Raw genomic sequence first — 20,254 nt, forward strand, 5'->3', positions numbered from 1 at the left:
ACAGGAGGCATGATGCGACGGTTGGCGCTGAGCGTGGCGGCTGTCGTGCTGTTCGTTGGCGTGCTGGCCGTGCCGGCGGCGGGCATCGCCGCGCGGGAGCTGTCGGACTGCAAGCGGCACCGGTTCGTCACGGCCGAGTCGTGGCGGGCCCGTGCCGTGGACGACGCGGGCTGCCGGACGTGGGAGCGGTTCACGAAACGTCGGCCGGCTGGCAGAGCAACGTCACCGGAGCCCCTGCCACCCGGGTCAGGATCACCGTCGCCTCGTTCGGTCCGTCGAGTCTGAGCTGTTTGCGCAGGCTCTCCGGCTCGAGCGCCGAGCCGCGCTTCTTGATGGTCAGTCGGCCGACGCCGCGCTCCCTCAGCGTCGAGCGCAGCCGTTTGAGGCTGAAGGGCAACACCAGATCGATCCGGTACGCCCTGGCGAAGCGCGTCGCGCGCACCTCGTCGGCGTACAGGTACGCGATCGTCGGGTCGGCGATGTTCGCCCCGAGCGTGTCGGCGAGCTCGGCGACCAGGTGCGACCGGATCACGGCCCCGTCGGGGTCGTAGACGAACGCCCTGGTCGGCCCGACCTCTGCCTCGCGGGTGCCGCCCCCGGTCAGCTGCGCGGCCCCGCCGGGCGTCCCGTCGCCCCGGCCCGAGCTCCGTCCGGTGTCCCCGGGGAGCACCGTGGCCCGCCGGGGCACCTCCGCGAGCCGGTCGCACCACAGGGCGGCCTCCACCACCTCGCCGCCGACGCTGACCCACTCGGCCTCCGCGGTGCCCGGCAGCAGCGCGTGGTCGATCCCCGGCCCCAGCTTGATCACGGCCGGCCGCCGGGTCAGGCTCTCGATGAAGTCCCACGGCGGCGAGTACGACCGGGGGTCGAACACCCGCCGGTTGCCGGCCCGCCGCGCCGGGTCGCAGAACACCGCGTCGAAGGCGGTCAGGTCCACCGACTGGGCGTCGCGGTGCTCGACGGTCACGGGCAGCCCGGCGGTGTTCGCCGCGGCGATCTCGGCGGTGCCGGGGTCGGCCTCCACCGCGTACACCGTGATGCCGGCCCGCGCGAACGCCCGGGCGTCGGCGCCGATCCCGCAGCCCAGGTCGGCGATGGTCCGGACCCCGGCGGCGGCGAGCCGGGCGGCCCGCCGGTCGGCCACGGTCAGCCGGGTGGCCTGTTCCAGCCCGGCCCGGGTGAAGAACATCTGCCCTGCGTCCGGCCCGAACTTGGCCACGGCCTTCGCCCGCAGCGTGGCCTGGGTGAGCGCCTCGCCGGCCAGCTCAGCGCCGGCCCCGGTGGCCCGGAGCGCCTCGACGGCCTTGAGCTGGTCGCCGTCCACGAGCCCCGCGGCGAGGGTCAACAGGGCACTTCCGGCGGGACTTCGCAGCTCGGTGAGACTCACCACGACAGCTTACGGCTGGCACTCTGGTTGACGGAGTGCCAGCCACGACATAACCTTCGGTTAGCACTCTCCACCCGAGGGTGCCAGCACTCGGCGGTCCCGGACCCGCGACGACGGTTCCGTCGGTGGAGTTGGCATACACACCAAGTACCCCAGGAGGGTATGTCCATGAGCACCGCGACCAAGGTTGCGATCAAGCCTCTCGAGGACCGCATCGTGGTCCAGGCGAACGAGGCTGAGACCACGACCGCATCTGGCCTCGTGATCCCCGACACCGCCAAGGAGAAGCCCCAGGAGGGCACCGTCCTGGCCGTCGGGCCCGGCCGCTTCGACGACAACGGGGCCCGCGTGCCCGTCGACGTCCAGGTCGGTGACGTGGTGATCTACTCGAAGTACGGCGGCACCGAGGTCAAGTACGCCGGCGAGGAGTACCTGATCCTGTCCGCCCGCGACGTTCTCGCGGTCGTCGAGAAGTAGTCGTGAAGTGATGGGTCACCCCTCGTGGGGTGGCCCATCACTTTTTTCGAAAGGGATTCACACATGTCGAAGATCCTCAGCTTCTCCGACGACGCCCGCAAGAGCCTCGAGGCCGGCGTCGACCAGCTCGCCAACGCGGTCCGCGTGACGCTCGGCCCCAAGGGCCGCAACGTCGTGCTGGACAAGAAGTTCGGCGCCCCGCTCATCACCAACGACGGTGTCACCATCGCCAAGGAGATCGAGCTCACCAACCCGTACGAGAACCTCGGCGCTCAGCTGGCCAAGGAGGTGGCGACGAAGACCAACGACGTCGCCGGTGACGGGACCACCACCGCGACCGTGCTCGCCCAGGCCATGGTGCACGAGGGCCTGCGCAACGTGGCCGCCGGCGCGAACCCGAGCGGCATCAAGCGCGGCATCGACGCGGCCGTCGAGGCGGTCTCCGGCGTGCTGCTCGACCGCGCCGTCGAGGTGTCGACCAAGGAAGCCATCGCCAACGTCGCGACGGTCTCCGCGCAGGACGCCACGATCGGCCAGCTGCTCGCCGAGGCCATGGACCGGGTCGGCCGCGACGGTGTCATCACCGTCGAGGAGGGCTCGACCCTGACCACCGAGCTCGAGGTCACCGAGGGCCTGCAGTTCGACAAGGGCTTCGTGTCTCCGCACTTCGTCACCGACCCCGAGGCCGGCGAGGCGGTGCTGGAGGACCCGTACATCCTCATCACCGGTCAGAAGATCTCCGCGCTCGAGGAGATCCTCCCGCTGCTCGAGAAGATCATCGGCGCGAACAAGCAGCTGCTGATCATCGCCGAGGACATCGACGGCCAGGCGCTGTCGACCCTCGTCGTCAACGCGGTGCGCAAGACGTTCAAGTCCGTGGCCGTCAAGGCCCCGGGCTTCGGCGACCGGCGCAAGGCGATGCTCGAGGACATCGCGGTCCTGACCGGCGGCACGGTCATCACCGCGGACCTCGGCCACAAGCTGTCCGACGTGACCCTCGAGATGCTGGGCACCGCCCGGCGGGTCGTGGTCACCAAGGACAACACCACGGTCGTGGAGGGCGGCGGCGACGCCGACCAGGTCAAGATCCAGGCCAACAAGATCAAGGCCGAGATCGAGGCTTCGGACTCCGACTGGGACCGCGAGAAGCTCCAGGAGCGGCTCGCGAAGCTCGGCGACGGCGTGGCGGTCATCAAGGTGGGCGCCGCGACCGAGGTCGAGATGAAGGAGAAGAAGCACCGGATCGAGGACGCGATCGCCGCGACCAAGGCCGCTGTCGAGGAGGGCATCGTGCCCGGAGGCGGCGCGGCGCTGGTCCAGGCGACCGAGGTGCTCGAGAAGGACCTCGGCCTCACCGGCGACGAGGGCGTCGGCGTGCGGCTCGTCCGCAAGGCGCTCGACGAGCCGCTGCGCTGGATCGCCCAGAACGCCGGCCACGACGGCTACGTCGTCGTCGGCAAGGTCCGGGCGCTGCCGTGGGGCCAGGGCCTCAACGCGGCCACGGGTGAGTACGTCGACCTGCTCGCCGCCGGCATCGTCGACCCGGTCAAGGTCACCCGCAGCGCGGTCGCCAACGCGGCCAGCATCGCGAGCCTGCTCCTCACGACCGAGACCCTGGTCGTCGAGAAGCCGGAGAACGACAGTGACGCAGGTCACGGCCACTCTCACGGTGGCCACGGGCACGCGCACTAGCAAAACCGTGCACAGTGGACGGGCACCCGGCTCCTGCCGGGTGCTCGTTTCTTTGCCACAAGTCCGTTACGGTGCGAATACACGGGCACCGTAACGGAGGGTCTTTCTTCAACGATGGTCGAAGAGGATGAGCTCACCGGGCTCGCGGTCCGCGCGGCGGCTGGCGATCAGCACGCCCTGTCGGAGCTGCTGGTCAGGCTGAGACCGCTGATCCTGCGCTACTGCCGGGCGCGGCTCGGGCGGGTCGGTGGTGGCTATCTGACCGCCGACGACGTGGCCCAGGAGGTGTGCCTCGCAGTGCTGGCCGCGCTTCCCCGGTACCAGGACATGGGCCGCCCCTTCGCCGCCTTCGTGTTCGGGATCGCCGGACACAAGGTGACCGACGCGCACCGCGCCGCCCAGCGGGCCCTCACGGTCGCCCCCGTCGAGCAGGTGCCCGAACGCCCCGACCCGGGGGCCGACCCCGAGGCGCAGGCCGTGGCCGCCGACCTGTCCCGCCAGCTCGCCGGCCTGCTCGAACGGCTCACCCCCGTGCAGCGGGAGATCATCCTGCTGCGGGTTGCCGTCGGCCTCTCGGCGGAGGAGGTCGGCACGGTGCTCGGCATGACGGCCGGGGCGATCCGGGTGGCCCAGCACCGGGCACTGGCCCGGTTGCGCACGTTCGCGGACGAGGAGGTGTCGGCGTGACGTCGTTCGATGAGCTCGCGAGGACCGACGCCCTGCTCGACGCGCTCGGCAGGGGCGATGCGGCGCCGGCCGGGGATCCGCTGTTGGCGGCGTTGGCGGGGTGGCGCGAGGACGTGGCGTCGGGTGGTCCGGGACTTCTGATGGCGTCCGATCACCTGGCGGCGTCCGGCCACGCGGCTGCGGGCGACGACCACGAGCCCGGGGCGGAGCCGGAGTTCGGCGCAGCTCCCGCTGCCAAGGCGCTGGTCGGCTCCGGTGACACCGCCGCACCGAGCAATGCTTCCGCCGACGGCGAAGCCGCCGCCCCAGGCGCGGCCCCGGCGCGCAACGGCACCCCCCGGCGGCTGCCGCACGCCCGACAGGCCCCCGGCACGCTCCGGCGGGCAGCCCCGGCGGCGCTCCCCGAGAAGAAGGACCCGCGGGTCGGGTTCCGGCGGCCGAGGTCGCGGCGGCGGCTCGCCCTCGCTGCGGCGGCCGTCATCGTCCTGGCCGCTGGCGGTGCCGGGGTGGCCGCGTCGGCCAGCGCGCGGCCGGGCAGCGCGCTGTGGCCGGTCACCCGGCTGGTGTACGCGGACCGGGCCGCCTCCACGCTCGCGGAGACCGAGGCCGAGAACTCCCTGAACCTGGCGACCCAGGCGCTGGACACCGGCCGCCCCGAGGACGCGTCGCGACACCTGGCCGACGCGGAGAAGTGGCTGTCCCGGGTCCGGTCGGACGGCGCGGTCCGCCGGCTGCGGGAGCGTACGGAGGACCTGCGGGGGCGGGTCGGGGAGAACGGGGAGGGGCACGCCGATCCGCGGTTCGTGCCGACGCCGACATCGACGAAGAAGCCTGTGGATAAACCTGGGGACAACTCGAAGCCGACCCCGAAGTCGACCAGCGGCGGTGCCGGGACGTCGGGCGGCGGGGGCGGCACCGGGGGCGGGACGTCGGGCGGCGGCGATGACGGGGACAAGAGTGGCGACGGCGGGGACAAGAAGGACGACGGCAAGGGCGGGAACAAGGGCGCCCACCCGCCGACGCCGAAGCCGACGAGGCACGGGGGCCAGGAGCTGAAGGACTCGCGGCAGCGGTAGTCGAGGGAGCCCGGGCCGCCCGTCAGCCCGGGCCGCAGATCAGCCCGAAAGGGACGCCCGTGCCGTGTGCCCTCAGGCCGGGGCGTGTCGGGTCGGGGACCTCCGTACCCGGAAAAAGGGTTTAGGGGGTGTCTTCCGCCGCGAGGGTGTCCTGGACGCCGTCGGTGTAGCCGCGGGCGTAGTCCCAGGTCACGTAGTGCTCGGGGTCGGGGTTGAATGCCGGCTCGTGCACGCGGGGGCGGCCGTCGTCGAGGAGGTGGCGCAGGTTGGCGCGCAGCAGCTCCCAGTTGAAGTAGTGCGGCTCGCGGCAGTCCTCGCAGTCGACGACGAGGCCCTTGACGCCGGACGGCTCCAGGAGGGTCTGGTAGAGCTCCAGATCCTCGAGGTCGTCGAGGACGTCCTGCTTCTCGTCCTCGGACAGCGGATCGGTCGGCTCCTCGGGGTCGAGCCCCGCGGAGGGGTCGCCCGGGTCACCGGCGAAAGGGTCGATCGGCTCGTCGTGCACGCCTCCTACCGTATCGCTCCGGGGGCGTTTCGCGCTCGACCCGCTCGCTGGCGCGCGCGCCGACAAAGATCAAGATCTTTCGACGGGTACGCCGCGCACATCACCCGGCGCGCCGCGGCCGAAGCGCAGCCCAGATCACAGAGGGTGCGCGGTGGGCACGTGTTTCCCGCTGGGTAGGATTGCGTATGCCGCAGCATCTGGAATCGGACACCGCCATGAACACCCTGCCACTGGGTCTGACCTTCGACGACGTGCTTCTCCTGCCCGCCGAAGCCGACATCGAACCGGGGTCCACGCGGACCACGACCCGGCTCACCAAGAACATCACGCTGGAGATCCCGTTGGTCTCCAGTGCCATGGACACGGTGACCGAGGCCCGGATGGCCATCGCGATGGCCCGCAACGGCGGCATCGGCGTGCTGCACCGCAATCTCTCCGTCGAGGACCAGGCGACCCAGGTCGACCTGGTGAAGCGGTCCGAGTCCGGCATGATCACGAACCCGGTGACCTGTTCGCCGAACGACACCCTCCGCGACGTCGACGCGCTGTGCGCGAAGTTCCGGATCTCCGGTGTCCCGGTGACCGACGCCCAGGGCACGCTGGTCGGCATCGTGACCAACCGCGACATGCGCTTCGTCACCGACGGCGCGACCCCGGTCGCCGAGATCATGACGAAGATGCCCCTGGTCACGGCCCCGGTCGGGGTGTCGAAGGACGACGCGCTCGCCTTGCTGCGGCAGCACAAGATCGAGAAGCTCCCCCTGGTCGACGGTGCGGGCGCGCTGCGCGGGCTGATCACGGTCAAGGACTTCACGAAGAGCGAGCAGTTCCCGAACGCGACGAAGGACGACGCGGGTCGGCTGCGGGTCGCCGCCGCCGTCGGGGTCGGCGAGGACGGCTACAAGCGGGCCCGGGCACTGATCGACGCCGGCGTCGACGTGATCATGATCGACACGGCGCACGGGCACAGCCGGGCGGTGATGGACCTGGTCAAGCTCATGAAGAAGGAGACATCGGTCGACATCGTGGCCGGCAACGTCGCTACGTACGCCGGGGCGCTCGCCCTGGCCGAGGCCGGCGCGGACGCGGTCAAGGTCGGGGTCGGCCCCGGCTCGATCTGTACGACCCGGGTCGTCGCCGGCGTCGGCGCCCCCCAGGTCACGGCCATCATGGAGGCGGCCCGCGCGTGCCGCCCGCTCGGCGTGCCGGTGATCGGCGACGGCGGGATGCAGTATTCGGGAGACATCGCCAAGGCCATCGTCGCGGGCGCGGACACCGTGATGCTCGGTTCGCTGCTGGCGGGCTGCGAGGAGTCCCCGGGCGAGCTGATCTTCATCAACGGCAAGCAGTTCAAGTCGTACCGGGGCATGGGTTCCCTGGGCGCGATGCAGTCCCGCGGCGACCGGCGCTCCTTCTCCAAGGACCGGTACTTCCAGCAGGACGTCTCCGAGGACAAGCTGGTCCCGGAGGGCATCGAGGGCCAGGTTCCGTACCGTGGCCCGCTGTCCGCCGTCGCCCACCAGTTGGTGGGTGGCCTGGGGCAGGCGCTGTTCTACTGCGGTGCCGATAGCATCAGTGAGCTACAGCGGCGGGGCAAGCTCATCCGGATCACGTCGGCTGGCCTCAAGGAGAGCCACCCGCACGACATCCAGATGACCGTCGAGGCACCCAACTACCACTCCCGTTAAGGAGCGCGCCGTGCGAGACGTCGTCGAGATCGGGCTGGGCAAGGTCGCCCGGCGGGGATATCACCTGTCGGACGTCGCGATCGTGCCGAGCCGCCGAACCCGGGATGTCGACGACGTCTCCACGGCCTGGCAGCTCGACGCCTACCGGTTCGAGATCCCCTGTGTGGCCCACCCCACCGACGCCACGATGAGCCCCGCCTCTGCGGTCGCCCTCGGCCGGCTCGGCGGGCTGGGCGTGCTGAACGCCGAGGGCCTGTGGTGCCGGTACGAGGACCCGTCCAAGCTCCTCGCCGAGCTGGCCGACCTCGACCAGCCCGCGACGGCCCGGCTGCAGGAGATCTACGCCGAGCCGATCAAGCCGGAGCTGATCGCCGAGCGGGTGCGCGAGATGCGCCTCGGCGGCGGCACGGTCGCCGTCCGGGTCTCCCCGCAGCACACCCTCGCCCTCGCGCCGGTCATCCTCGACGCGGGCGTGGACCTGCTGGTCATCCAGGGCACCCTGGTCTCCGCCGAGCACGTGTCCACCACGGACGAGCCGCTGAACCTCAAGGAGTTCATCGCGGACCTCGACCTGCCGGTGATCGTCGGCGGCTGCACGAACTACCAGACCGCCCTGCACCTGATGCGCACCGGCGCGGCCGGCGTGATCATCGGGATCGGCGCGGACGACTTCTCGACCACTGACCAGGTGCTCGGCATCCGGGTCCCGATGGCCTCGGCGATCGCGGACGCCGCCGCCGCCCGGCGCGACTACCTGGACGAGACCGGCGGGCGGTACGTGCACCTGATCGCCGACGGCGACATCGGCACGTCCGGCGACATCGCCCGCGCGCTGGCCTGCGGCGCGGACGCCGTGATGCTCGGCCAGCCGCTCGCGCACGCCGCCGAGTCCCCGGCCGGCGGGGCGTGGTGGCACTCGTCTGCGAGCCATCCGAAGCTGGCCCGGGGCATGTACGTGCCAGGGGACGAGCCGCTGGGCACCCTGGAGGAGCTGCTGTACGGCCCGTCGGACGACCCGAGTGGGGCGCTGAACCTGTTCGGTGGCCTGAAGCGCGCGATGGCCAAGTGCGGCTACCGCGACCTGAAGGAGTTCCAGAAGGTCGACCTGAGCCTCGACATCTGATCCACCGCGGAAGGCCCGACCGGCACGCCGGTCGGGCCTCTTCCGTCGGAAGCTACCCGCGAGTAGCATCCCCGGCATGGCGGACTTCGATGTCATCGTGATCGGCTCCGGGTTCGGGGGCAGCGTCTCCGCGCTCCGGCTCGTCGAGAAGGGCTACCGCGTCGCCGTGCTGGAGGCGGGCCGGCGGTTCGCCGACGATGAGTTCCCCAAGACCTCCTGGCGACTGCGCAGCTTCCTCTGGGCCCCCAAGGTGCGGTTCTTCGGCATCCAGCGGATCAACCTGCTCCGCGACGCGCTGATCCTGTCCGGCGCGGGCGTCGGCGGCGGCAGTCTCGTCTACGCGAACACCCTGTACGAGCCCCTGCCGGCCTTCTTCGCCGACCGGCAGTGGGCGCACATCACCGACTGGAAGGCCGAACTCGCCCCGTACTACGACCAGGCCAAGCGGATGCTGGGCGTCGTCACGTACGAGCGGATGACCAGCGCCGACCTCATGATCAAGGCGGTGGCCGACGACATGGGGGTCGGGGACACGTTCCACCAGACCCCGGTCGGCGTGTACTTCGGCGAGCCCGGCGTCGACCCCTTCTTCGGCGGGGCCGGGCCGGACCGCGACCCGTGTCGGGAGTGCGGGGCGTGCATGACGGGCTGCCGGTACAACGCGAAGAACACCCTGGTCAAGAACTACCTCTACCTCGCGGAGCAGGCCGGCGCCGTCGTGCACCCGCTGACGACGGTCACCTCGGTCCGGCCGCACGAACGGGGCTACGAGGTGCGGACGCGCCGCACCGGCGGGTACCGGAAGAGGGTCTTCACCGCCGACCAGGTCATCTTCGCGGCCGGCGCGCTGGGGACGCAGCGGCTGCTGCACACGTTCAAGGCGCGGGAGCTGCCGAGGCTGTCCGACCGGCTCGGCTACCTGACGAGGACGAACTCGGAGTCCATCATCGGCGCGCGGTCCTTCGCCAAGGACGCCGACTACACCGACGGGGTGGCGATCACCAGCTCGTTCCACCCGGATGCCGACACCCACATCGAGCCGGTGCGCTACGGCAAGGGCTCCAACGCGATGGGCCTGCTGCAGACCGTGCTCACCGACGGCGGCTCGCGGTGGCCGCGGTGGATGGTCGGGCTCGGCACCCTGATCCGCGAGCCCAGGACGCTGCGCGCGCTGTCGATCCGCAAGTGGTCCGAGCGGACGATCATCGCGCTCGTCATGCAGACCCGGGACAACTCGCTGACCGTGAGCCTGAAGCGCACCTGGTACGGCCGGCGCAAGCTCACCTCCCGCCAGGGTCACGGCGAGCCGAACCCGTCGTGGATCCCGGCCGGCAACGAGGCGGTCCGCCGGCTCGCGGAGAAGATGGGTGGCGTGGCCGGTGGCACCTGGAACGACCTGTTCAACATCCCACTGACCGCGCACATCCTCGGCGGCTGCGCGATCGGCGACTCGCCGGCGACCGGGGTGATCGACCCCTACCACCGGGTGTACGGCTACCCCGGCCTGCACGTCGTCGACGGCGCGGCCGTGAGCGCGAACCTGGGCGTGAACCCGTCGCTGACCATCACGGCGCAGGCGGAGCGGGCGCTGTCCTTCTGGCCGAACCTCGGCTCGCCCGATCCCCGGCCGGCCCTGGGCGGTGCGTACGAGCAGGTGAACCCGGTCGCCCCGGACAGCCCCGTGGTCCCCGAGCGGGCCCCGGCGGCGCTGCGGCTGACGGTCCGCCCGTGATCTGAGCCACTGGGGAGATGCTTTCCGATACCGGCGGGTCTAGTTTCTATTTACTGGACTCATCGGTATCGGAAAGAGGCTGCCATGGACTCCGCCGTCATCCACCGCCGACGCTGGGCCACCCTCGGCGTCCTGTGCGTCTCCCTCCTGATCATCGGCCTGGACAACACCGTCCTGAACGTCGCGCTCGCGACCCTCCAGCGCGAACTCGACGCCACGGCCGGCCAGCTCCAGTGGATCGTCGACTCCTACACCCTGGCCTTCGCCGGGCTGCTGCTGCTGGCCGGCGCGTGGGGGGACAAGTACGGCCGGCGGAAGGCGCTGCTGATCGGCCTCCTGATCTTCGGCGGCTCCTCGCTCTGGGCCGCCCTCTGCGAGACCCCCACCCAGCTGATCGCCGCCCGCGCCGTGATGGGCGTCGGCGCGGCCCTGATCATGCCGAGCACCCTGTCGATCCTCACGAACTCGTTCACCGACCAGAGGGAACGCAAGTCCGCGATCGGGATCTGGGCCGGCGTCTCCGGGATCGGGATCGCCGCAGGGCCGGCGCTCGGCGGCTACCTGCTCGACCATTTCAGCTGGTCCAGCGTGTTCTACATCAACGTGTTCGTGGTGGTCGCAGGCCTGGCCGGCACGCTGTTCATCGTCCCGGAATCCCGTGACGCCGGCGCGCCGAAGCTCGACCTGGTCGGCGGGCTGCTCAGCGTCGTCGGCCTCGTCGCCCTGGTCTGGGCGATCATCGAGGCCCCGGGCGCCGGCTGGGGAGCCACCAAGGTCGTCGTCGGCTTCGGGGTGGCCGCCGTGACCCTGCTGGCCTTCGCCGGCTGGGAACTGCGGCACCGCAACCCCATGCTCGACATGCGGTTCTTCGCCAACCGGCGGTTCTCCGTACCCGCCATCGCCGTCACCCTGGTCTTCTTCGTCCTGATGGGCTCCGCGTTCTTCCTGTCGATCTACCTGCAGACCGTCATGGGGTACGACGCCCTCGAAGCCGGCCTGCGGATCATGCCCATCGCCGCGGGGCTCGTCTTCGGCGCCCCGCTCGCGATGGGCATCGCCCAGCGGATCGGCGAGAAGGTCCCGGTCGTGTTCGGGCTGGTCCTGCTGGCCGCCTCCTTCGTCGTGATCGCCGGCACCGAGGTCCACTCGGGCTACGGCCGGGTACTCACCAGCGTCCTGATCATGGGCTTCGGAATGTCCTTCGCGATGGCCCCGGCCACCGAGGCCGTGATGGGTTCCCTGCCGGTCGAGAAGGCCGGGGTCGGCTCGGCCGTCAACGACGCCGTCCGCCAGATCGGCGGCGCGCTGGGCGTCGCGGTCCTCGGCTCGATCATCAACTCCGTGTACCGGCATAGGATGGTCGACGCCGTCGCAGGCCTGCCCGCGCAGGCCCGGGACGCGGCGAAGGACAATGTGCAGGGCGCGATGCACGTCGCGGCCGGCCTGCCCCCGCAGGCGGGCGGGCCCCTGACCGGCACGGCCTTCGACGCGTTCGTCAACGGGCTGCACGTGGTGGCGTGGGTCTCGGTGGCGCTGTGCGTCGTCGGGGCGGTCGTGGCGGCGGTCTGGCTGCCCGCGCACGCGGCCGTCGCGGAGGAACCGGAGCTCGTGGAGGCTAAGTGAAGGACGCGCGCCGGGGACGCCCCCGCGACCCCGAGGTGGCCGAGCGGGTCCGCCGCGCCGCCGCCGAACTCCTCTTCGAGGTCGGTTTCGAGGGCACCACGGTCGACGAGGTCGCCAAACGGGCCGGCGTCGCCAAGGCCACCCTCTACCGGCGCTGGGCCAGCAAGGACGAGCTGGTCCTGGAGGCGTTCGAGTCCCTGATCGACTACCGGGTCCCGCTCCCGGACACCGGGGACGTCACCGAGGACCTGCGCACCGTCTACACCTCGGCGATCGACATGTTCTCCACCGAGCAGGGCGCCGGCTGGATCCGGACCGTGGCCATGGAGGCCGCCCGGAACCCGAAGGTCGCCGCCCTGCTCGTCGCCGGCATGGAGACCAGGATCGCCATGGCCCGGGCCCTGCTCGACAAGGCGGTGGCCCGGGGCCAGGTCCGGCCCGGGGTCGACCCCAAGCTGGTCATGGAGCTGTTCAACGGGGTCACGGTCAACCGGGCCCTGGCGCACCAGCCGATGCCCGGCCCGGCGGAGATCGACCAGCTGGTCGAGCTCACAGTCCGGGGGATCGCCGCCCGGCCCTCCGACGGGGATGACTAGGCTCTTGACATGCAGCCCGTCCTCGTAGTTGATTTTGGGGCGCAGTACGCCCAGTTGATCGCCCGCCGGGTCCGCGAGGCCCGGGTGTACTCCGAGATCGTCCCGTCCTCGATGCCCGTGGCCGAGATGCTCGCGAAGAACCCGGCCGCGATCATCCTGTCCGGTGGGCCCTCCTCCGTGTATGAGCCCGGCGCTCCGCAGGTCGAGGATGCCCTGTTCGAGGCCGGCGTGCCGGTCTTCGGCATCTGCTACGGCTTCCAGGCGATGGCCCGCGCGCTCGGCGGCACCGTGGCCCGTACCGGCCTCCGGGAGTTCGGCGGCACCCCGGTGTCCGTGGTGACCCCCGGTGTCCTGCTCGCCGACCTGCCGACCGACCTGTCCGTCTGGATGAGCCACGGCGACAGCGTGTCCGAGGCCCCCGCCGGGTTCACGGTCACCGCCACCTCCGAGGGCGCCCCCGTGGCCGCCTTCGAGGACGTGTCGCGCCGGTTCGCCGGGGTGCAGTACCACCCGGAGGTCAAGCACTCCGCGCACGGCCAGACGGTCCTGGAGCACTTCCTGTACGACATCGCGGGCCTCGCCCCCGACTGGACCTCGGCGAACGTCATCGAGGAGCAGGTCGCGGCGATCCGCGCCCAGGTCGGCGACAAGCAGGTGCTCTGCGCGCTGTCCGGCGGGGTGGACTCAGCGGTGGCCGCGGCCCTCGTGCACAAGGCCGTGGGCGACCAGCTGACCTGCGTGTTCGTCGACCACGGCCTGCTGCGGGCCGGCGAGGCCGAGCAGGTCGAGAACGACTACGTGGCCGCGACCGGGATCAAGCTGCGGGTCTTCAACGCGCAGGAGCAGTTCCTGGGCGCGCTGGCCGGGGTCACCGACCCCGAGGAGAAGCGCAAGATCATCGGCCGGGAGTTCATCCGGTGCTTCGAGGCCGCGGCCCGGGACCTCGCGGCCGAGGGCGTCGAGTTCCTGGTGCAGGGCACGCTGTACCCGGACGTGGTCGAGTCGGGCGGTGGCACCGGTACCGCGAACATCAAGTCGCACCACAACGTCGGCGGCCTGCCGGACGACATCAAGTTCGCCCTGGTCGAGCCGCTGCGCACCCTGTTCAAGGACGAGGTCCGCACCATCGGGCTGGAGCTCGGCCTGCCGCCGGAGATGATCTGGCGGCACCCGTTCCCGGGCCCGGGCCTCGCGATCCGGATCATCGGCGCCGTCGACCGCGAGCGGATCGACATCCTCCGCCAGGCGGACCTGATCGCCCGCGAGGAGCTGACCGCCTCCGGCCTCGACCGCGACGTCTGGCAGTTCCCAGTCGTGCTGCTCGCAGACGTCCGCTCGGTCGGCGTCCAGGGCGACGGCCGCACCTACGGCCACCCGGTCGTCCTGCGCCCGGTCTCGTCCGAGGACGCCATGACCGCCGACTGGTCCCGGCTGCCCTACGACCTGATCGCGAAGATCTCGACCCGGATCACCAACGAGGTCGCGGAGATCAACCGGGTCACGCTCGACGTGACGAGCAAGCCCCCGGGCACCATCGAGTGGGAGTAGCTCACCGGGTTCACCTGGTGAAATCGGGAGTAAACTGAGAGTTCTGCGGGACCCGCCACGCTTGCATGGACGCCGTGGCGGGTCCCGCATCTCTGCGCCCCCAAAACCAAGATCAACTTCATCGGAAGATTACGGTGACACCTGCTCCGGCAGCGTCGGCCGGAATGCCACACGGCGATCGCCGCCCCGGACGTCCGGAGCGGCGATCAGCGTGCGTGGTGTTACTTCTCCGCGTCGGCCGGCAGGGTCTCCGTCCCGCCGTCGCCCTTCTTCGCCTTCTTCGCGGGCAGCACGGTCGTGTCGTCCGAGGCGCCGGCCGGCACCGTCGGGTCGCCGGGCAGCACCGTGGTGTCGTCGGACGTGCCGGACAGGTCCGTGGTGTCAGCGTCCGTGGTGGGCAGAAGCGTGGTGTTGCTGGACAGGTCCGTGGTGTCAGTGTCCGTGACGGGCAGCACCGTGGTGTCGTCGGACGTGCCGGACAGGTCGGTGGCGTCGCTGTCCGTGGCGGGCAGCACCGTGGTGTCGGTGGCCGGGATGGCCGTGGTCTCGGAGTCCGTCGGGAGGACCTTCGTCACCGAGTCGGCCGGCAGCACCGTCGTCTCACCCGGCAGCACCCTCGTCGAACCCGGGTTCGTCCGGACGATCTCCGTGGGCTCCACGGCCTGGTCGATGACGTCGTCAGCCCGGTGGGCCGTATCCGTCGAGTCGGCGCCGGCCGGCTCCGGGAGGTGCGCGGCGTCGGTGAGGCCGGCGTCGTCGGCCGTTTCCGGGACGTCCAAGGTCTCCTGGTCGGTGGAGTCCGTTGTGGTCGGCGCCGCGTCCGCCGGGATCTCGTCGGCCGGCTCCTCGTACGGCTCCTCGATCACCGTCTCCGGGATCACCGGGGCCGGCGGGGCGGTGGAGGCGAAGGCCTGCGGGGCGGGCTGGGTGGCCGCGTCACCGGGCGGCGTGACCACGGTGAACGGGGCGGGCTGGGTGGCGTAGGCGGGCGGGGTGTAGCCGCCGGCCGCCGGGTAGCCGGCGCTCGGGGTCCACGTCGCGCCGGCCGGGGTCCAGCCGGGCGCGCCCGGAGCGCCGGGGCCGCCCGGATAGCCGGGGGCGCCGGGGTAACCAGGGGCACCGGGGTGTCCGGGATAGACCGGGTACGTCTCCTCCGGCATGATCGCCCACGCCGCGGCGTACGCGAGGAGCGACCAGCCGCCGCTGAAGAAGATCGAGATGACGAAGAGAACCCGGACGAGGGTCGGGTCGAAGTCGAAGTACCGTGCCGTACCGCCGCAGACGCCCGAGATCTTCCGGTCGGTGCGGGAGCGGCGGAGCTGCTTGATGGCGGTGTGCTCAGTCATGCGTCCAGGGTGGCCGACCCGGGCCCCCGACGACATCGGTGACCGCCCTGATCGTGCCCCTGAGCCTCCCCTGATCCGGGGACCCTGAGGACTGGACCCGGGACCCCGGGCCCGGGCGACCGTGCGGGGCGTCGAGCTCCGGCGACCGCTGGAAACCGGGACAGGGGTCGCCGTAACCCCATATTGGTATTGATCTTGGGTTTGGCGACCTCCGCTCGAACACCGTCCAAACAGAACCGGGCAATCGTTGTCAAATGTCCGGCAAACTCTTGACCTTGAAGCGCGGACCCTCGTCACACTTGTGATTCATGACCCCCGCGCTAGAGCCGCTGCGCCGCATCGCCGCGTACGGCATATGTACCGACTCCGCCGGCAACATCCTGCTGGTCCGCGCCTCGGCCGCCGCGGCGAACCCGGGTTCGTGGTCGTTGCCGGGCGGTGGGGTCGACCACGGCGAACACCCCGAGGCCGCCGTGATCCGCGAGACGGTCGACGAGACCGGGCTCGCCGTGGTGGTCACCGACCTGCGCGACGTGCTCTCCGACCTGCGCGCCCTCCCGCACCGGGGTCTGGCGCTGCACACCGACCGGCTGCTCTACACGGTCAAGGTCACCGGTGGCGGGCTGCGCGACGCGCTGGCCGGCAGCACGGACCTGGCCCGTTGGGTGTCGTTGCGGGAGGCCGAGCAGCTGGCGTTGCGCCCGTTCACGGCGACGGCCCTCGGGCTGCCCGGCACGGGCGACCTGCGGCCGGACGATCCGCCGGAGCTGCCGTCGTTCCTGCTGGTCCCGGGGCCGGACGGTCGGCCGCGCGCCCAGCGGTTCGCCGCCTACGCCGTGGCGACCGATCCGGCCGACCGGGTGCTGCTGACCCGGGTGTCGGCCGGCTACCCGGGCGCCGGGCGCTGGCACCTGCCCGGCGGTGGGATCGACTTCGGGGAGCAGCCCGACGCGGCGCTGATGCGGGAGCTGTCCGAGGAGACCGGCCAGCGCGGCCGGCTGCTGGCCCTGCTGGGCGTCGCGAGCCACCGGGACACCGCCCAGGTCGGCCCCGAGGGGTACCCGATCGACTGGCACGGGGTGCGGGCCTTCTACAAGGTCGTGGTCGACAACCCGAAGCCCCCCAGGGTGTACGACACGGTCGGCTCCACCTGCGAGGCACGGTGGTTCACCCGGGCGGAACTCGCCGGGCTGCCGTTGACGGAGGTGACGGAGGAGGCGCTGGCTAAGGTCAGTACATGACCTTGAGGCAGGAACGTCGGATCGCAGCGTACGGGGTGTGCAGGGACGACTCCGGGCGGGTTCTGCTCGTCCAGATGTCGCCGAGTTCGGCGCACTACGGAAGCTGGAACCTGCCCGGGGGCGGCATCGACCACGGGGAGGATCCGGCGGACGCCGTGGTCCGGGAGTTCCTGGAGGAGACCGGGCTCGTCGTCGAGATCACCGGTCTGCGCGCGGTCTCCTCCGAGGTGGTCCCCCTGCCGCACATCGGGGTCCTCCGGCACCAGGACCAGATCGTGTACGACGTCCGGATCACCGGCGGTGAGCTGACCCCGGAGGCGGACGGCACCTCGCACCGGGTGGAGTGGCTGTCCGACGCGGAGATCGAGCGGCTGCCCCTCTTCGACCGGGTCCGCGACGCCCTCGCCGTGACCGGCCAGCCGATGGTGGCGCACCCGAACCCGCCGGCCGACCCGCCGGCGGAGCAGCACCCGGACAGGGGCCAGCGCTTCAGCGCGTACGGCGTCGTCACCGACCCGGCCGGTCGGCTCCTGCTGACTCTGATCTCGGACGGCTATCCGGGCGCCGGCACCTGGCACCTCCCGGGTGGCGGCACCGACTTCGGTGAGGACCCGGCGACGGCCGTGCTCCGGGAGTTGAGCGAGGAGACCGGCCAGACAGGGCGCATCACGGAGTTGCTTTCCGTGACTAATATGCATAATCCTGCTGCTTGGGGTCCAGAGGGGCGCGCAATGGACTGGCATGGGGTCCGCGTCACGTACCGGGTGATTATTGACACCCCCTCGGATCCGGTGGTCGGCGAGGTGGGGGGATCGACGGCCGCTGCTGGCTGGTTCACTCCGAAGGAGGCGATGACACTTCGCCTGAACAGGCCCGCTTTGGAGGCGTTGACCCGTGCGGGAGTATTGAGTTGATCTCTGTCTCACCGGCCGTGAACATCGACTACCGCGAGTAACATCAATCGCGGAGGGTCCATATGCCGACACTGTAAGTAGCGTCGCTTCATTACCATTTGGTAGTTTTGCCCGTAATCGACGGAAAGTTTATGCGGACGGCCGTCGCCAAGGGTGGCTTCCATATGCCATCGTTTAACGCATTGGCTTGGCGGCCGCCGAGGTGGCGGAGATATCCGACCCGGCCATTTGGAGGGACTGGAGTGCCGAGAGCACCCTGGCGGCGTAGTGGTGACACCCCACGACCCGCCGGCCGTCGATGGACCGGCGCGATGCGCCGCAGTGGCACGCTGGCGCGTAGCGTGCTCGTCCGTACGGCCCTGGTTGGCCGCCGTCGTCGCGACGGCGGAGACCTGCTGACCACCACCGGCTCCGCCAACGTCGTCCCCGACGACCTCGCGAGCCTGGGCGGCCAGGTCGAGTTCATCGCCCCGCGCGGTCCGGCCGTGGCGGGTCCGATCTCGATCCCCCTCCTGCCCGGCGAGCGCACCCTCGACCGGCGGATCAAGTTCGGCCTGGTCAACGCCTGCACCATCTCCAGCATCATGTGGGGGATGTTCGCGGTGTTCCTGAGCATGCAGGGCCACGTGCCGTGGGCCGCGGCCTGCATCCTGGCCTGCGTCACGTTCGATGGGCTCGACGGCGCGCTGGCCCGCAAGTTCGGGGTCGCCAGCCCGTTCGGCGCCCAGATGGACTCGATGGCCGACATGTCCTCGTTCGGGCTCGCGGTCCCCGTGGTCCTGTTCAGCTGGCTGCACCCGGTCGCCCCCGTCTGGCTGCTGGCCCCGGCCTGCGCCCTGATCGCCGTCTGCTCGGCGATCCGGCTGGCCCGGTTCAACGTCTCGCCCAAGGACGGCCGGTTCTTCTGCGGCGTCCCGACCACGATGGCGGCCACGATCCTCGCGCTGTCCGTGCTGCTGGTGAAGCCGACCATGGGCCTCGCCGTCGCCGTCGCCGCCATCGCGCTGCTGATGGTCAGCACGTTCCCGTACGCGAAGCTGGCCCGGGTGCTGCGCCTGCCGCGCTGGCTCCTGGTCGTGCCGGTGCTCGGCGGGCTCGCCGACTACCAGATCACGTTCATGGTCCTGATCGGCGCGTACCTCGTGTCGGGTCCGATCATCTGGCTCCGCCACCGCGAAGCGGCCATGCTGTAGAACACGCGAAGATGCCCCGCACCTAATGGGTGCGGGGCATCTTTTGTTCTTGATCTAAGGCGAAGTGGCCCGGCGAGGGCGGCGGGGCTGGCAAGCAGCCCGTGAAGGCGCCAGGGCGGGCCCTGCGCCTTTGCGGGCTGCGCCGTCCAGCGTCGTCCTCGCCGGGTCCAAACGGCCCAAGGGGCCAAACGGTCTTACAGCCAGCGGGCGACGACCGTCGAACCGCCGACCACGCGGTCGCCCGGGGCCACCAGGGGCTCCGCCATGTCGGCCGGCAGATAGACGTCCGTGCGGGAGCCGAACCGGATCAGCCCGTACCGCTCGCCCTTGGCCAGCATCGAGCCGACCGGCGCGCGCCGGACGATCCGCCGGGCGATCAGCCCGGTGCGCTGGGCGACGACGACCCGGCCGTGCGTGCTGTCCAGCACGGTGTAGGCCGCGACGTTGTGCTCGGCCTCCGGCTTCATCGCCGCGGCGAACCCGCCGTCCTCGACGAAGGAGTCGACGACCCGGCCGGCGACGGGCGCGCGGTTGACGTGCACGTCGAGCACGGACAGGAACACGGCGATCCGGAGCCACTCGACCTGCTCGCCGAACCGGTCGTCGGTGAGCCGCTCGACGGAGAGCACCTTGCCGTCAGAGGCGGCGACCACGGCCGACGGGTCCTCGGGGATGGCGCGCTCCGGGTCGCGGAAGAACGCGGCCACGGGCAGCGCGAGGGCCGCCGGCACCATCCACAGCTTCGTGCGCGGCGCGATGACCTTGGCGGTGGCGGCCAGGCCGACGCAGATGCCGAACGCCGCCACGCCGTTGGAGTCGATGTTCATGTCGCCGGCGAGCGGCACGCTGCTCGTCCGGAACGCCGGGGCCAGGTCGGCCGCGGCCTCCACGCTGCCCGGGGTGAACCGCAGCCGGTGCACCCGCAGCGGCGGGGTGGAGCGCAGGACGAGGTCGCTGCCGACCCCGTACGCGGTGACCTGGCGGGCGATCTCGTCGTTGGCCTGGCTGCCGGTACCCGGAAGGACCGGCACGGCCAGGGACAGCACTCCGCCGGGGTTGAGCAGGGCCCGCAGCGCCGCCAGGGTGTCGTGCGCGTCGTCGGCGCTCCCGACGATCTGGCCGGCCACGATCACCACGTCAGCGGGCTTGGCCGCCGACAGCTTCTCGATCACCTCGACGCCCGGGGCGCTGAACGTGTCCTCGCTGAGCACCGTGAGGGTGTCGTCCGGGCCGAGCGCGTCGAGCACCGCGGCGAGGAGGGGTGAACCGACCTCCGCGCCGACCAGCAGGCCCGACTTGGGGCCGGGGTGGCGGGTGAACTCGGCGGCGAGCGCGCGGGCGGTCCGGTCGTTGATCCTGGCCGGGACGAGCGCGAGCTCGGTGGTGACTGACTGGGTCATGGTGTGAGGCTCTTCTCGACGGGCTG

General features: G+C 71.3%; 17 protein-coding genes. 13 read left to right on the top strand and 4 right to left on the bottom strand.

Translation table 11 applies throughout. The annotated features are described in order from the left end of the window. Nucleotides 1-190 precede the first annotated feature (190 nt). On the bottom strand, nt 191-1,387 hold the full coding sequence (locus IW245_RS31320; protein ID WP_372445273.1) for a THUMP-like domain-containing protein: 1,197 nt from the start codon (nt 1,385-1,387) through the stop codon (nt 191-193). Nucleotides 1,388-1,555: 168 nt separating this feature from the next. On the opposite strand from IW245_RS31320, the gene groES reads away from it, so the two are divergent. The 4 genes from groES (at nt 1,556) to IW245_RS31340 (ending at nt 5,319) form a co-directional block, all read left to right on the top strand. After that, nucleotides 1,556-1,864, top strand: coding sequence for a co-chaperone GroES (gene groES, locus IW245_RS31325; protein ID WP_497198472.1), 309 nt, complete (start codon nt 1,556-1,558; stop codon nt 1,862-1,864). A 63-nt stretch (nt 1,865-1,927) separates the two neighbouring features. Then, a complete protein-coding gene (groL, locus tag IW245_RS31330) occupies nt 1,928-3,556 on the top strand; it encodes a chaperonin GroEL (protein ID WP_197006722.1) in 1,629 nt (542 codons plus the stop codon). Between the two features lie 114 nt (nt 3,557-3,670). Further along, entirely contained in the window at nt 3,671-4,243 is a 573-nt protein-coding gene (gene shbA, locus IW245_RS31335; RefSeq protein WP_197006723.1) for an RNA polymerase sigma factor ShbA, read from the top strand. After that, a complete protein-coding gene (locus IW245_RS31340) occupies nt 4,240-5,319 on the top strand; it encodes a hypothetical protein (protein WP_197006724.1) in 1,080 nt (359 codons plus the stop codon). The genes shbA and IW245_RS31340 overlap by 4 nt, the downstream gene beginning before the upstream one ends. Nucleotides 5,320-5,440: 121 nt before the next feature. Here the strand turns inward: IW245_RS31340 and IW245_RS31345 are convergent, their stop codons facing one another. Then, nucleotides 5,441-5,824 (bottom strand): DUF5319 domain-containing protein, encoded by a 384-nt coding sequence (locus IW245_RS31345; protein ID WP_197006725.1) that lies wholly within the window; start codon nt 5,822-5,824, stop codon nt 5,441-5,443. 185 nt (nt 5,825-6,009) lie between these two features. Between IW245_RS31345 and guaB the strand changes: the two genes are divergently transcribed. The 6 genes from guaB to guaA all read left to right on the top strand — a co-directional run bounded on the left by guaB (nt 6,010) and on the right by guaA (nt 14,134). Beyond that, nucleotides 6,010-7,512 (top strand): IMP dehydrogenase, encoded by a 1,503-nt coding sequence (guaB, locus tag IW245_RS31350; RefSeq protein WP_231398995.1) that lies wholly within the window; start codon nt 6,010-6,012, stop codon nt 7,510-7,512. Nucleotides 7,513-7,522: 10 nt separating this feature from the next. Continuing rightward, nucleotides 7,523-8,635, top strand: a complete 1,113-nt coding sequence (locus IW245_RS31355; protein WP_197006726.1) for a GuaB3 family IMP dehydrogenase-related protein — start codon at nt 7,523-7,525, stop codon at nt 8,633-8,635. Between the two features lie 76 nt (nt 8,636-8,711). After that, nucleotides 8,712-10,367: a GMC oxidoreductase gene (locus tag IW245_RS31360; protein ID WP_197006727.1), complete on the top strand. Its 1,656-nt coding sequence runs from the start codon at nt 8,712-8,714 to the stop codon at nt 10,365-10,367. An 84-nt stretch (nt 10,368-10,451) separates the two neighbouring features. Then, entirely contained in the window at nt 10,452-11,990 is a 1,539-nt protein-coding gene (locus IW245_RS31365) for a DHA2 family efflux MFS transporter permease subunit (protein WP_197006728.1), read from the top strand. Continuing rightward, nucleotides 11,987-12,586 carry a TetR/AcrR family transcriptional regulator gene (locus IW245_RS41110; protein WP_197006729.1) on the top strand — a complete coding sequence of 200 codons (600 nt, stop codon included), beginning with the start codon at nt 11,987-11,989 and terminating at the stop codon, nt 12,584-12,586. The genes IW245_RS31365 and IW245_RS41110 overlap by 4 nt, the downstream gene beginning before the upstream one ends. Nucleotides 12,587-12,595: 9 nt before the next feature. Further along, the gene (gene guaA / locus IW245_RS31375; protein ID WP_197006730.1) at nt 12,596-14,134 is read left to right on the top strand and encodes a glutamine-hydrolyzing GMP synthase; all 1,539 of its coding nucleotides are present in this window, start codon (nt 12,596-12,598) and stop codon (nt 14,132-14,134) included. A 221-nt stretch (nt 14,135-14,355) separates the two neighbouring features. Here guaA and IW245_RS31380 read toward each other — a convergent pair whose 3' ends face one another. Then, nucleotides 14,356-15,480 (bottom strand): PspC domain-containing protein, encoded by a 1,125-nt coding sequence (locus IW245_RS31380; protein ID WP_197006731.1) that lies wholly within the window; start codon nt 15,478-15,480, stop codon nt 14,356-14,358. A gap of 308 nt (nt 15,481-15,788) precedes the next feature. Between IW245_RS31380 and IW245_RS31385 the strand changes: the two genes are divergently transcribed. The 3 genes from IW245_RS31385 (at nt 15,789) to IW245_RS31395 (ending at nt 18,828) form a co-directional block, all read left to right on the top strand. Further along, nucleotides 15,789-16,721, top strand: a complete 933-nt coding sequence (locus IW245_RS31385; RefSeq protein ID WP_197006732.1) for an NUDIX domain-containing protein — start codon at nt 15,789-15,791, stop codon at nt 16,719-16,721. Further along, nucleotides 16,718-17,635 carry an NUDIX domain-containing protein gene (locus tag IW245_RS31390; RefSeq protein WP_197006733.1) on the top strand — a complete coding sequence of 306 codons (918 nt, stop codon included), beginning with the start codon at nt 16,718-16,720 and terminating at the stop codon, nt 17,633-17,635. Before IW245_RS31385 ends, IW245_RS31390 begins: the two co-directional genes overlap by 4 nt. Before the next feature lie 311 nt (nt 17,636-17,946). After that, a complete protein-coding gene (locus IW245_RS31395) occupies nt 17,947-18,828 on the top strand; it encodes a CDP-alcohol phosphatidyltransferase family protein (protein ID WP_197006734.1) in 882 nt (293 codons plus the stop codon). A gap of 194 nt (nt 18,829-19,022) precedes the next feature. On the opposite strand, the gene IW245_RS31400 is transcribed toward IW245_RS31395, so the two are convergent. Beyond that, nucleotides 19,023-20,228 (bottom strand): phosphatidylserine decarboxylase, encoded by a 1,206-nt coding sequence (locus IW245_RS31400; RefSeq protein WP_197006735.1) that lies wholly within the window; start codon nt 20,226-20,228, stop codon nt 19,023-19,025. Nucleotides 20,229-20,254: the final 26 nt, after the last annotated feature.

It is taken from the genome of Longispora fulva (assembly GCF_015751905.1).
Classification (GTDB): domain Bacteria; phylum Actinomycetota; class Actinomycetes; order Mycobacteriales; family Micromonosporaceae; genus Longispora; species Longispora fulva.

What these genes read in the sequence shown, in the direction of transcription:
- IW245_RS31395 (WP_197006734.1), top strand. Translation starts at nt 17,947, where the DNA reads ATGCGCCGCAGTGGCACGCTGGCGCGTAGCGTGCTCGTCCGTACGGCC.
- groL (WP_197006722.1), top strand. Translation starts at nt 1,928, where the DNA reads ATGTCGAAGATCCTCAGCTTCTCCGACGACGCCCGCAAGAGCCTCGAG.
- IW245_RS31390 (WP_197006733.1), top strand. Translation starts at nt 16,718, where the DNA reads ATGACCTTGAGGCAGGAACGTCGGATCGCAGCGTACGGGGTGTGCAGG.
- guaB (WP_231398995.1), top strand. Translation starts at nt 6,010, where the DNA reads ATGCCGCAGCATCTGGAATCGGACACCGCCATGAACACCCTGCCACTG.
- groES (WP_497198472.1), top strand. Translation starts at nt 1,556, where the DNA reads ATGAGCACCGCGACCAAGGTTGCGATCAAGCCTCTCGAGGACCGCATC.
- IW245_RS31380 (WP_197006731.1), bottom strand. Translation starts at nt 15,480, where the DNA reads ATGACTGAGCACACCGCCATCAAGCAGCTCCGCCGCTCCCGCACCGAC.
- IW245_RS31385 (WP_197006732.1), top strand. Translation starts at nt 15,789, where the DNA reads ATGACCCCCGCGCTAGAGCCGCTGCGCCGCATCGCCGCGTACGGCATA.
- guaA (WP_197006730.1), top strand. Translation starts at nt 12,596, where the DNA reads ATGCAGCCCGTCCTCGTAGTTGATTTTGGGGCGCAGTACGCCCAGTTG.
- IW245_RS31400 (WP_197006735.1), bottom strand. Translation starts at nt 20,228, where the DNA reads ATGACCCAGTCAGTCACCACCGAGCTCGCGCTCGTCCCGGCCAGGATC.
- shbA (WP_197006723.1), top strand. Translation starts at nt 3,671, where the DNA reads ATGGTCGAAGAGGATGAGCTCACCGGGCTCGCGGTCCGCGCGGCGGCT.
- IW245_RS31360 (WP_197006727.1), top strand. Translation starts at nt 8,712, where the DNA reads ATGGCGGACTTCGATGTCATCGTGATCGGCTCCGGGTTCGGGGGCAGC.
- IW245_RS31365 (WP_197006728.1), top strand. Translation starts at nt 10,452, where the DNA reads ATGGACTCCGCCGTCATCCACCGCCGACGCTGGGCCACCCTCGGCGTC.